Here is a 12325-nt window from a genome sequence, read left to right as displayed (position 1 = left end):
CATTGCCCATGATGGAGACGCCGCTGGAAGTGTTCGCGACGCTGATGACCGTGTTCGAAGGCCAGACTACGTCTGTGATCGTCACTGGTTGGCCTGAACCGCTGTATCCACCACAGATCACCACCACCCCGTTTATCCTCAAGTTCTGCATTGCATTGGAGGTGGCGCTGGAAAAAATCTTTCCGACAAATGTCCGCCCTTCAGGGACCGTGTAGATAGCGACGCCATCGCTGGCGCCTATGGCATTCACAACGACGAGCTTGCCAGAGCCACGAGAGTCCATAAGCATTTTTGTCTACCCTTCTCAGTTGAAGCGAACGCCGGCGATACGAACGCCGACCTGGCCGTAGTCATTCAAGACCGCCGCGGTATCGACGCCCTGCTGGACAATGGAGTTCGAAATACTGAAGTCCGTGACCGTGAAGAACTGCAACGTCGCGGGATTGAGCAGTTGAATGGAGGAGGTTTCATACCCCACCATCCAGTCGGTCCCGGGAATATCGATGAGACGATTTGGCGCGTTATTACTGTAGATGCTGACGCCCGACGCCACGGTCCGCTTAACCGTGGGAATGGTCGCGGGATTATTCCCGACGATCGTGAACACCTGCCAGACGGACGAACTGGTCACATAGACAAAGTAGACTTCTCCCGCGCGGTTCTTACTGAACCTGAACTGCGGGCGAATGCTCATATGCGTCGTCGTCGCGAGCGCGAAAGAGCCGATGTAGGTGGAAGCCACACCGCTTACGACGTGGCAGGTGGCGGAGCTGACAACCGAGCAATAGAGCACGTTGTTGTAGGCCGCGATGGCCATCGTGTTGGCATTCCAGCTCACCTGGGTCGTCAGACCGGTGGGAAGCGCGACATCAGCCAGGGCGACGGAATTGATCGTGTCGTATCGCTTCCAGATCGCAGCACCGACCGGGATGGCGTAGAGAACGCCCGTCGCCTGATCGTACGTGACGTTGGCGATAAGCGTGCCGGACCACAATGTCGTTTCCGCACCATTGAAGCCGCCCGCCCGGCGATAGAGGGCGTTGCCGCTGCTACCACTGGCGTCGCAGTAGTAGAAATTTCCGGCCGCGACGAGGCAGAAGTAGAAGGCGTTGCCACTGAAAGACGTGGACACCGTCTGGTAGGCGGTATTGGCGCTGTAGGGCGCCAATACCGTGCTGGCGGCCTGGTTCGAGGCCGGGATATTGTCGTCGAAGATCGTGATACCGCCCGACTGCACCACTTGGCTGGCGGTCATGGACTGGAAGCGATTGAAGACGGGACTCGCCGTGGTCGACAGCGCCATCGTCGCGTCCTTCGGGACGATCTCGGAACCCGAGAGGTTGGTCGAGGCGTCCAGCATGCGGATCGCCGCGCCGTTGCGCAGCAACTGCGCCTTCCGGTTCTTCGGGTTCGAGACGTACAGGTCCCGGATCACGAAGCCGTCGGTCGCGGGCAGGTCGAACAGCGTGTAGCCGGCTTGCAGCTGGCTCAGGTTGACGCTGACGTTGCAGATTTCCTCAAGCGTATCGGCCATGGTCTAGAGAACTCCGTGTTTCATCAGGAAGGCGACTGGGACCTCTTTGCGTTCGGGGACCCATTCGAAGTCGAAGTCGGAACTGGATTTCTTGCTCAGCAGGCTGCCCTTGGCGCCGCCCGCCGGGGTGCCGATGCCCGGCGTCCCCTGGAGGCCCTGCACGCCGGGGACACCGCCGATGCTGATGTTCCAGTTGCTGACGGAGCCGCTGCCGACGGCCTGGGTGACGGCGACCGTCAGGGTCGTGCCAGCGTAGGCGGTGCAAACCCCGACCATGAACTTGGTCGGATCACCTTGCGCCACGGCGTAGATCGGCATGCCCTCGACGAAGCTTTCGCCGGCGTCGACGGTCCAGGTCTTGGTTCCCGTAGCCAGCGTGTTGGACGTCGTCGACTTGGTCGAGAACGAGACGCCCGAGGCGACGTTCTGGACTTGGACGAGGATCGCTGCGGCGTCGCTGGCCTTGGTGGTCGCGATGCCGGCCTGGATGGCGGCAAGGCTCACCTGCGCGGTCGCCAGCGTGACCTGATTGGCCGCCAGCACGACCTGATCAGCCGCCTGCGAGGCCTTGGTCGTGGCGGTGACCGCCGAAGTCGCGGCCGCCCCCTTGTCCTGCGTGACCTGAACGGCCAGGCCGTTCACCTCCGTCGACAGCGCATTCGCCTCGGTGACGAAGGTCGGCATCTGCCCCAGGAAGGCGTCGGCGCGGGTGTTGAAATTGGCGGGGTCGTTGGTGGAAGGCGGCGTCGGAAACGCCGTGATTATTGCGGTCACGGGGATCAAACCTCTTCGAGTTCGAGGGAAACCACGGCGTCTTCTGGCTGATCCATCGAGATCGTGAACCGCTTGTAGACACCGACGATGAGCAGGGCGGAGAAGTAGCCGCTCTCCTGGTCGTCCAGGCCCGACCACAGCGCCGGCACGGCGTTGAGGTCGTCACGCAGCTGCAGGATCCGATCGACGTCGGTCTTGCGGCAGCGCAGGGTCTGGACGGTGCGCGGCACCGAGCGGCGCGGCACCAGGGTGGCGGTCCCGAAGTCGTCGCGGTCGATCTTCGAGAAGTTCAGCGCGTCGCTCTCGGCCTGATGCTGGGTGGCGCCCAGATAGACCGACGAGCCCAGGACCACACCGCCGCAGGTCACCGCGCCGTTCGCCCGGGTCAGGGTGACGGTGATGACGGCGTTGGTGTAGGGCGGCAGGTCGAAGCGCGCGAACTCCTGCCGGTAGCGGAAGGCGCCGAAGAAGTAGTCGTACCAGCCGCTGGTCGGCCGGATCAGCAGGTTGGCCGAGGCGGTGTAGACGGTCGCGCCAGCCACGGTGACCGTCACGCTCACGGTGTCGGCGACCATGCCGACGACACCGATGGAGTCCACGCGCTGCCCGGGCGTGAGCGACACCGTCAGCGGCGAGGCCGTCGTCGTGCCGGTGTTGCGCAGCAGGTCGAACATGGCCCAGCGGTTGGTGGGGCCGATATCGACCCACCAGCTGTCGCCGGCCGTGGCCGGGTTCTGTCCCAGGTTCGCAGTGGTCGCCGCGGTGTGCGAGCCACTCTGCGTGCCGCTGGTGGAAATGGCCGTTCCGCCGGCGCTTGCAGCGACCTTGAAGGTGTTCGCCGTGTCGGCGAGCACATAGTAGGTCGTCCCAGCGGCGATGGCCGAGGGCAACGCACCGGTCGTCGAAAAGACCACCGGGGTGTCCGCCAAGAGGCCGTGGTTCGCCCAGGTGACGACGCCGCCTGTCGCGATCGTCACCGAACTGCTCTTGCGGGCGATCGCCTCGTACAGGCGGTGGCTGGTCGGGCTGTAGACCCGATCGCCGTTCTTGTAGGCCGTGGTCGCGACCCAGGCCGTCTCCCCCGCCGAAGGCTCGGCGCAGGTGGTGGTGGTCAGGATCGCGGGCGTGATCGTGATGGGAGGCAGCGCGCGCATCAGGCAGCCGCCTGGGTCTGCATGGCGCGGCCGCCCTCGGTGACATTGGTCAAGGTGCGCTCCATCTTGTCGTTGCTGGTGGCGATGCGGGCGTTGCTGGCGCGCAGGTCGGCGAGCTCGGCGCGCAGGTTCCGCAGTTCGTTGATCAGGCCCCGATCGTTCTTCTGGTCCGCGCGCTGGACGTTGACCGCTTCGCCGGGGCTCAGAGCCAGACCGAAGAACTTGGAGTCAGGCGGACCGGAACCACCCACCTCGAAGCTGCCGCCGGTGGCGTAGTTCTGGATGGTGTTCATGTAGTTCAGCTCGGCGTACTTCTCCGGATTCTTCTTTTTGAAGGTCTCCAGGAGCGAATATTCCTGCGTGCCGGGCTTCTCGTAGGGATTGACGCCATTGGTCCAATACTGCGGATCGCGCAGGGATTCCGTGTAGGCGATGGTCCCGAGGAACGGGTCATAGTTGTAGAGCCCGTCCAGGGTCTTGTTGCCGGCGGGCGGCGGCGGCGGCGTGACGGGGACCGGCGGACCGGTCGGCGTTTCGGGGATGGGGATACCGCCCACCGACACCACACCCGCTGCGCGGGCCTGGGCGTTGGCGGCCTGCAGCGCGATGATCGCCTGCCGCACCGAGACGACGTTCGTGTTGATCTCGATCAGCCCCTGGACCGAGGCGTCCAGAGCCTCCAGCTGCCGCTGGGCGACCGACACCTGGCGGTCCGCCGTGTCGGCGGCCTCGTCGACGGCCGACCGGACCAAACCGACGTCGTGCAGATAGTCCAGGCTGGTCGAGACGTAGTCGCGCGAGGCGGCCGTGAAGGCCTCCCCTTCGCTCTGCAGCCGTCCCAGGGCGTCGGTGTCGCCCAGGCGGGCCATCGCCGCCGTCGACAGGAAGCTCTCCCGCGTCCGGCGATAACGCGTGCCCGGATCGGTCCCGGCGATCGTGTCGGTCAGGCTGGCGCTGAAGGCCCGCAGCGAGGTGGACAGCTCCTTGAACTTGTCCTTGGTCGCCTGGATGGCGTCCTGCTCGCGATGATAAGCCTCGGTCAGCACGTCCCGCGCGGCCAGGACCTTCTCGACGGCGTCCTGCGCGGCCCAGGTGCGCCGCATGTAGTCCTGCTGCACCGGATCCTCGACGTCCGCGAGGGCTAGGTCACGCCGGATCTTCTTGGCCTGCTCGGTGTAGCCTTGCGCGTCCAGCAGATCGGCCAGGGCGTTTGACCGGCCCGTCGCCAGGGCCTTGGCGTCGGCCTCTTTTTCGACGGCGGCCGCGGCTGCCTGGGCCGCATCCTCCGCAGCCCACAGGGATTTGAGCAGCGGCGACAGCGAGGCGTCCAGCGCCTTGACGGCCTCCTCCTCGGCCGTCCGCGACTTGGCCAGCTTCTGGGCCGGCGTCATGACCAGATCGTCGATCCGATCCTGGATCGAGGTAGCCTTTTCCTTGACCGCCTTGTCGTGCGCATCGAGCTCCGCCTTGGCGGTCTCCGCCGCCGCGGCGACCTTGTCGAACGCCGGCGCCAGGGCCATCAGCGCGGCGTAGAGTTCCGCCCCCTCCTTGGTCGAGACGTCCAGCCCCAGGACCTTCTCCTTGAAGCCCTCCCGCGTCATGTCGGTCGGCAGCTTCAGCTCGGCCAGCCTGTCCTTGACCGAGTCCTTCACAGGCTTCAGCCGCTCCTCCTCGGACAGGAAGTGCTCGCCGAAGAAGGCGGTCTGGGCGACGAAAGCGTCGAGGCCGCCGGCCGCCTCGACCAGCGCGTCGCGCGCCGCCAGCGATTGAAGGCCGACCGTCTTGAAGCTCATGCCGATCGACGAGAGGCTCGTGTCGACGACCTCGTACTCGCGCGCCAGCCGGATCAGGGTCTCGAACGCCCCCTCCCCGACATCGGCCAGCTTCTCTAGGCCCGGCACGCCGGCCTTGGCCAGGTTGTCGCCGACCTTGGAGAAGGTCGCGTTCAGCAGCTTCTCGATCTCTTCCGACGACAGGCCCTTCAGGGACAACTTGCCGATATCGATCTGAGCGGCTTCCAGAGCCTGCTTGGCGGCGCCGCCGGCCTCCTCGCCGAACACGCTCGCGGCGGCCAGCACGCCGTCGCCCAGGGTCTGGATCACACCGGCGACCTGCCCCAGCAGATCGCCGTCGATCCCGCCGCTGACCGTCGAGGTCGAAACTTTCACGCCCGTCGTCACGCCCAGGAACTTCTTGGTCTTGGTCGTGACGAGATCGGCATACGTCGAGCCCGTCAGGCCGCCGTCGGCCAGCGCGCCATAGGTCGTCGGATTGAAGACCAGGCCCTGGTCAGACAGCTCGGTATTCGACGACGAACCGAACAGGCCGCCGCCGCCCGTCTTGCCGATGGCCAGACCCGCGGTGCTCATCAGCTTCCCGGCGGCGATCGACTGCGAAATGCTGCTGGCTAGCGCGCCGATCTGGCTGTCGATGGAGCGCAGCGCGACCAGCATCTCGCTGGAGTATTCGAGGTCGCCGTTCCAGTTGCGATTGGCTTCCTCCAGCGCGCCGGCGATCGAGTTCGACGACGCCATGTTGGCGGTGCGCAGGTCTTCGACGCCCTTGTTCAGCTCGGCGAGTTTGGCCTGAGCCTTTTCCGCCGAGCGCTGCCCGATGGCGCCGAGCACGCCGGTGACGGCGCTGACGGCCGAGCCGATGGGGCCGAGGAAGCTGGCGGCTCCGCCCAGCATGTCTTTGAGCGGACCGTCCTTCATCAGACCGCCGACTTCACCGAAGGTCTTGGAAAGGCCCGTGAGCGCGCCGCCGACATCGCCTTGGATGATCGAGTTCGCGACGCCGCTGATCGCCTGAACTAGGTCGCTATACGCCTTGACCATAGCGTCCGATTGGTCGAGCGCCTTCAGCTCGTTGGCGTGGATCTCTTCGATCGTTGCCTTTCTAGCGGTAGCCTGCGCGACGTCTTGCGCCTTCGAGTCCTTGTTCGCGATAACGCGTTCCAGGGCCTCATGCTCGGCCTCATAGCGCGCCTCCATGATCTTGCGCTCGATCTGCGCGGCTTCGTGCGCTGACTGAGCCAGACCCTTTTGCGAGGTCAGGATGTCGATCTGGTTGGCAGAGCCGGCCTGGGCCAGCTGAAGATCACGCTCGAACACCTCGCGGCGCTGCTTGAGCTCGCTCGCCGCTCTCTCATGCTCCTGCGCTTCCATTCGGGCGCCGTTCTCGGCCAGGGCCTGACCCACGGCGGTCGGATCGGACGCGATTTCGCGCTTCTGGCGGGCTAGTGCGTCTTGCCACTCACGCCCCTGCCGCTCTTTCAGGGCCTTGGCTTCGAGCGCTTGCGACTCTTCGAGCGTGGAGGCCGTGGCGATCTGGGCCTGGATGGATCGTTCGCTGAATCCCGCCAGAACGCCTCGCCGCTGGATATCACGCTCGGCAAGCTGCGCGGCCGTCTCGAGGGCCAGAGCCTGGCGCTTGGACTCCGCCGCCTTCTTGTAGCTGGCGATGGCCGTGGCGGCCTCGGCGTCGGTGATCTGCTTGTCTTTCGCCGCGCCGAGGAGACGCTGCTGCTGGGCGCCGAGTTCCTGCTCGATCTGCTGGCCCTTGAGCGTCGCCAGCTCCTCCACGTTCTTCGTCACGGCGAGCTGAGCGCTGAATTCCGCAGCCTTGGCCTGGTCGATGGCGTTCTTGCCCGCATCGTCCGTGCGCGCGGCGCGCGGAATGGCCGAGTTCGTTCGGTTCTTGGCTTTGTCTTCGGCGGCAACCGTTTCCGGCAAGTACCGCCGCCGGATATCTTCGCGAGCGCCAGCCTGCTGCCTGGCGCTGGGCAAAGCGCGGTGATCGTCCTCCATCTTCTTGAGATCGGAGGCGAATTTCGCGAGTTCGTTTTCGTACCGTGTGGGGTTGTCCCTGCCCTGGAGCCATTGCGAATCCATGCGATCCGCAGCCGCAGCGCCATCACGCGTGGTCGTGTTCTTCTTCGACTCGGCGGCTGCGGCGGCGGCATGTGAATCCAGCGTGCCTTGCAGCCCGGCGCGCTCCCTGATCAGCTGATCGCGCTCGTTTTGAGGAAGTCCGCCGTAGTTGGCCGATCGTCCATCCCCACCCAGCTTGGCGTCGATCTCGAAGATCCGCCGCTGGATCGCGATGTCGCCACCCGCGCCGGCCTTCTTCATCTTCTCCCAGACATACTCCCAGGCGTTGCCGACGCCTCGGACCGCCTTCTCGAGGATGCCCATGTCGTCCCTGCCGCGCTCGGCGAGCTTCGCCTGCACGGCGATGATGAGCGCCGAGGTCGCCTCGGCCGTCGCCCCGCGCTCTTGAAGGCGCTTGATGTCCTTCAACTGGTCGCTGTCGATGGCGTGATGCTGCTCGTTGAACTTCAGCGCGAAGGCGTAGACATCGTCGCCCATGTGGGCGAACTGCTCGGAGAACGACGAAGCCGAACTCCCGGAACGCATGCTGAGCCGGGCGGCGATGTCGCCGACGTTCTCCAGATCCTTGCCCGCCAGTGTACCCGCCGCGGCGGCGGACATGATCGCCTCGCGCGCGATCCCGAAGCCGGATTGGGTGTTCGCGGCCACACGCTCAGTCATCGCGGCGAGGCCGGCGCTCGTCACCCCGGCGGCGTTGCCGGTGGAGATCAAGATGTTCTGATAGCGCTCGGCTTCTTTGTGCCCCTCCACCAAGGCCGCGCCCACGACGACGAAAGCGCCGGCCAACAGCCCCAGGGGACCCACGGCGGTCGCCACCCCCGCCAGCTCGGCGGACACACCCGCCACCGCGCCTTGAAGACCAACGCCCTGCGACGCGGCCGCCCTCAGCACCTCGACCAGCGCCGGAGCTTCCTGGATAATCGCGGCGAACGGGTTCCCGCCAGACGCCAGCGACGAGAACACCTTGGTGGCGACGCCGCCCAGTTTCTGCACCTCTTCGGACTGCAGCCGGGCCGCCTTCGCGGCCGCCACCTGCTTCTGCGTCACGGCCTCCAGGCTGCCCTGAGCGCTTCTCGTATAGCCGCCATAGCTAACCGTGACCGACCGCATGGCCTGCTCAGTGAGTCGTGCGCTCGCATTGATTTGCGCGAAGCTGGACGGCAGCGTCTGAGCCGATTTCGTCGCGGCGCTCAGATCCCGAGCCGCGCCTTGCAACCGAACGCCAAGCTCATCGATCGCTGCGGCGGTCTTCGCCACAGCGGCTTCAGCCTTCGCGCTGAGCCTGGCCAGACTTTCGAGATCCAGATCCTTGTCAGCCACAACGGCTCTCCCCAAAAAATTCGGGCCGCGCCTCCTTGCGAGGGCGCAGCCCGGTTGGTGGTCAGCCCTTCGTGGGGGCCGTCATCGTCAGAAGGTGTTCGGCGTCGAGGGCCAGGAGCGCGCGGCGTTCCCAGAGGTCCAGCCGCAGGCCCTCGTCACGCTCCCAGGCCTGGATCTCCAGGCGCGAGAGGCGCGAGGGGCCAAAGCCGCCGGACTGGCGGGTCTGGCAGAGGTCGGCGTACCAGCTCCACAGGTGGGCCACGTGCGGCGACAGCGGCGGCGGGTTGGCGAGCCGCCAGGACGCTTCGGCCTCGCCCTGACGGGCCAGGCTTTCGAGGTGGGTCCGCAGCGGCTCGCCGTCGTCCTGGCGCGCGGCGAGCTCGAACTGCTCGCGGGCGTAGGCGATCAGGCCGCCGACTTGCCCGGCATAAAATTTCCGAGGGTGTTCGAGGCCGTGGTGACCTGCTCGGCGATCTCGGAATTGCGGCTGACCAGGCGGAAGGCGTTGTCGGCCGACCACTCCTGCTTGATGCCGCGCCAGCCGACCAGGCGGACGGCGGTCAGGCGGTGACCGAAGGCGATGTCGTCCTCGATCGGCGTGAAGTCGGCCTTGTCGGGATTGGACCGGCCGGTCATGGCGGCGGCCACCGCCTGCTTCTTGCGGCGGTCGTTGACGAGGCGGTTGACCTCGCCCTGCACCTTCTCGGACTGGCCGCCCAGCACCAGCAGGAAGACGCCGGAGCCCGAGCCGTCGGCGCGGACGTATTCGACCTCGAACGGCGTGTCGCCAGCGGCGACGGCGTCGAGATCATTCAGGTCGAACAGGGTGTCGATCGAGGTCTTGGTCATGTCTTTCAGGTCCTTGGAAAAGGACGGCCGGGCGCGACCCGGCCGCTAAGTTGAGGGAGGGACTTCGGGAGAGAGGGACGAGCGCGCCGGTTAGGCGGCGCTGTCCTGGATCGCGATGATGGTCTGGTCGGTGGCCAGGGCCGCGCCGCCGGCGCCGTTGATCTGGGCCGTGAACGGATAGGTGCGGATGATGGCCTTCTCGCCGTCGTCCGGGGTGTCGCCGGTCAGCTTGATCATCGGCAGGTTGATGACCACGAAGTCGGCGTTGGCCGTGGCGTCCTCGGTCACCGCCAGCACCAGCGAGGTGGTCGAGCGGCCGTCGAAGATGCTCTGCAGGGTGACGCTGTCGAACTTGGCGGTGAACGAGCCCGACACGGCGATGCGGCCGCGCTGGATGTCGTCCACCACGTTCGAGCCCACCACGGCGTCGCTGTGGGCGGCGTTGCCGTTGATGGTCACCTGGGCGCCGGTGACGTTGGCCACGGCCGCGCCGTTGACCAGGATCACGCCGTTGACCGCCGTCAGGATGTCGGTGGTCGTCTCGGCCGTGGGCGAGGTCAGCACCTGGGCGGCGCCCAGGGTGCGGGTGCGGCCGACGGTGTCCAGGCTGATCGTGGCGTTGCCGGTGGCCGGCAGGTTCAGCGCGGCCTGGCCGATCTGCTGGTCGCCATAGGTTTCCGAGCGGCCCAGGTCCGGATACCACTCCTCGAAGGTGTAGTAGTCGTTGGTGTGGGCCGACAGCGGCACCAGCGACTTCTTGCCGGTGACGGCGACCGTGGCGCTGGCGATGTTGGTCTCGGCGAACATGGCCGAGCCGTTGATCACCCGCACCGTGGCCACGTTGGTCGCCAGGGTGACGATCAGCAGGTTCTTCTGGGTGTTCAGGGCGTTGAACGCGCCGGCGGTCAGGCGGACGACGTCACCGACCTTGAAGCCGTCGGTAAGGTACGAGCCGGCGGCGCGGGTCAGGGTCCAGTTCTGGCCCGAGGCGGCGACGCTGATCGTGGCGCCGGTGGCCGAGACGCCGGCCGCCATGTCCTTGCGCAGCAGCGAGCCCAGCAGCGCGCCATAGCTGCCCGGCGACAGCAGGCCGTCGATCTTGCCGGCCGGCTTGGCGACGCCCAGGCCGACGCCCGTCGACTGCTGGTGGCTGACGATCTCGTTGCTTTCGAAGGTGTCCGGCGGGGCCTGGAACACCGAGCTGGTGCGGCGGACGATCTGGCCGCCCGAACCGTTGGCCGGCGCGCCGAGGCCGGTCTGCTTCTTGTAGACGGTCTTCTTGTTGATGCCCTGGGCGACTGCCATGGGATCTGCTCCGTGAAGTTATCGGGATGGGTGGAGGTTGGACGAGACCCCCAAGAAGACGCTCTGGGGGTCGTCCCTTCGGGCGGAAACCGCCGTCAGCTGGTGATCGTGGCCAGGAACGGGACCTGGACGGGCACGACGTAGCGGTCGCCCTCCAGCACCGGGGCCAGGATGAGAGGGGTGCGGGCGACCGTGGTGGTCAGGCCGTCGGCCGTGAAGGCCGAGCCACGACGGAAGGTCGCCCGGAGCAGTTCGATGCGCGCGCCGATGTCGGCCATGCCCGAGCCTTGCGGCCAGCACAGGCCGACAACGAACATCCCGCCTTGCTGGCCGCTGGCGCCGTACTCGGCGTTGACCGGCTCGGCGAACAGCATCGAGACGCGCTGGTATGGCGTGCCCGCCGTCGGCGTGTAGGCGGTGTTCTCCCAAGCCGTGGCCAGGGCGGGGCTCATGGCGGCCAGCGCCGTCTCCAGCGCCGCGCGGATCTTCAGGACGCTCATCGGCGCGCCGCCGGGGTCGAGACGCGCGGAGGCGATCCGAAAGCCCGCAGGCTTCCGGGGACGGGGGCGAGGATCATGTGGAGTGTCCCTGTGGAGGCGAGACGAAGACCCCGCCCTCCGAAGGAAGGGCGGGATCGTGGAGGAAGGACCCGCCGCGAAGTCGATCGCGCGGCGCCTTTGAGGACTGGAAGGTCTGGGGTTCAGTCTTCGGAGATCAAGGTCGCCGCTGAAGGCGCATCTCCGAGAATGATCTGATTAAACCTTCTACCTTCCCGCCGGTCAATCTATTTGTTCGCTAAATGTTCTTGTTTTTGCGATCGCGCGAGATCTGCTTGGCCAGGGCCACGAGCAGGTCCAGCGCCTCGACCAACACTTCACGGTTACGCGTGAAGGCGCGGCCCGCGCCCCAGACCGACAGGCTGGTCCCTTCGCCCGCCACGGCGCGCAGCAGGCGCAGGCCCATGGGCTTGTCGGACAGGGCCATGGCCACGGCGCGGTCGGCGCGGGCCACGAAGTCCAGCATCCGGGCGCGGCGCAGGCGAGCGGCCACGAAGCGGTCGTTGTCGTGGCCGCCGCCGTGGCCGGGCTCCAGGCTGGCGGCGCGCAAGTCACGCCCCCTTGCCTCGAAGCCGGCGCGGTACAGCAGCCCGACGGCGTAGTGGGCGTCGGTGATATGGCCGGACTGGCGAAGGCTGCGCAGGCCGTCTCGGCTGGAGATCCGCAAGGGCCCCTCGCCTGTCTCGACGGCCTCGCCCCGCGACCGGGCCAGGGCGACGGTCTCGACCAGGCCGGCGGCGATGTCGCCCTGCTCGGTCCGCGCCAACTGGGCGCCGGCGATGCGCAGCACGGTCTCACGCGCCGCTTGACGGGCGGCCGGGCTGATCGCCAGGGCCGCGGCGCGATCGGCCCGGGCCAGGTCGGCGAGCTCGGTCGAGGTCAGGCCTTCCGGCCGGATGACTTGGACGGAAATGACAGGTCCCCTTCTCACTTTCGAAT

10 protein-coding genes are annotated in these 12325 nt (G+C 66.8%); 1 reads left to right on the top strand and 9 read right to left on the bottom strand.

Annotated features, from left to right (window positions below):
* Positions 1-8: 8 nt before the first annotated feature.
* Positions 9-215 carry a hypothetical protein gene (locus tag AC07NI_RS01605; protein WP_494615338.1) on the top strand — a complete coding sequence of 69 codons (207 nt, stop codon included), beginning with the start codon at positions 9-11 and terminating at the stop codon, positions 213-215.
* 89 nt (positions 216-304) lie between these two features.
* On the opposite strand, the gene AC07NI_RS01600 is transcribed toward AC07NI_RS01605, so the two are convergent.
* From AC07NI_RS01600 to AC07NI_RS01560, 9 genes are all read right to left on the bottom strand, one after another.
* Complete coding sequence (locus AC07NI_RS01600) at positions 305-1534, bottom strand: hypothetical protein (RefSeq protein ID WP_494615329.1); 1230 nt, start codon at positions 1532-1534, stop codon at positions 305-307.
* A gap of 3 nt (positions 1535-1537) precedes the next feature.
* Entirely contained in the window at positions 1538-2308 is a 771-nt protein-coding gene (locus tag AC07NI_RS01595) for a hypothetical protein (protein ID WP_494615324.1), read from the bottom strand.
* Between the two features lie 5 nt (positions 2309-2313).
* Positions 2314-3462, bottom strand: coding sequence for a hypothetical protein (locus AC07NI_RS01590; protein WP_494615321.1), 1149 nt, complete (start codon positions 3460-3462; stop codon positions 2314-2316).
* Positions 3462-8465, bottom strand: coding sequence for a phage tail length tape measure family protein (locus AC07NI_RS01585; RefSeq protein WP_494615319.1), 5004 nt, complete (start codon positions 8463-8465; stop codon positions 3462-3464). Before AC07NI_RS01585 ends, AC07NI_RS01590 begins: the two co-directional genes overlap by 1 nt.
* A 271-nt stretch (positions 8466-8736) precedes the next feature.
* On the bottom strand, positions 8737-9195 hold the full coding sequence (locus AC07NI_RS01580) for a phage tail assembly chaperone (RefSeq protein WP_494615317.1): 459 nt from the start codon (positions 9193-9195) through the stop codon (positions 8737-8739).
* Positions 9081-9524 carry a hypothetical protein gene (locus tag AC07NI_RS01575; protein ID WP_494615314.1) on the bottom strand — a complete coding sequence of 148 codons (444 nt, stop codon included), beginning with the start codon at positions 9522-9524 and terminating at the stop codon, positions 9081-9083. Before AC07NI_RS01575 ends, AC07NI_RS01580 begins: the two co-directional genes overlap by 115 nt.
* 90 nt (positions 9525-9614) lie before the next feature.
* Positions 9615-10829, bottom strand: coding sequence for a phage tail tube protein (locus AC07NI_RS01570; RefSeq protein WP_494615310.1), 1215 nt, complete (start codon positions 10827-10829; stop codon positions 9615-9617).
* 95 nt (positions 10830-10924) lie between these two features.
* Positions 10925-11329, bottom strand: a complete 405-nt coding sequence (locus AC07NI_RS01565; RefSeq protein WP_494615305.1) for a phage tail terminator-like protein — start codon at positions 11327-11329, stop codon at positions 10925-10927.
* Positions 11330-11624: 295 nt separating this feature from the next.
* Positions 11625-12317, bottom strand: coding sequence for a hypothetical protein (locus AC07NI_RS01560; protein ID WP_494615300.1), 693 nt, complete (start codon positions 12315-12317; stop codon positions 11625-11627).
* Between the last annotated feature and the right edge of the window lie 8 nt (positions 12318-12325).

This window comes from Caulobacter sp. GW821-FHT10E02 (genome assembly GCF_059415225.1).
The sequence above is the reverse complement of the archived record's forward strand: the minus strand, read 5'-3'. Positions and strand labels throughout refer to the sequence as shown.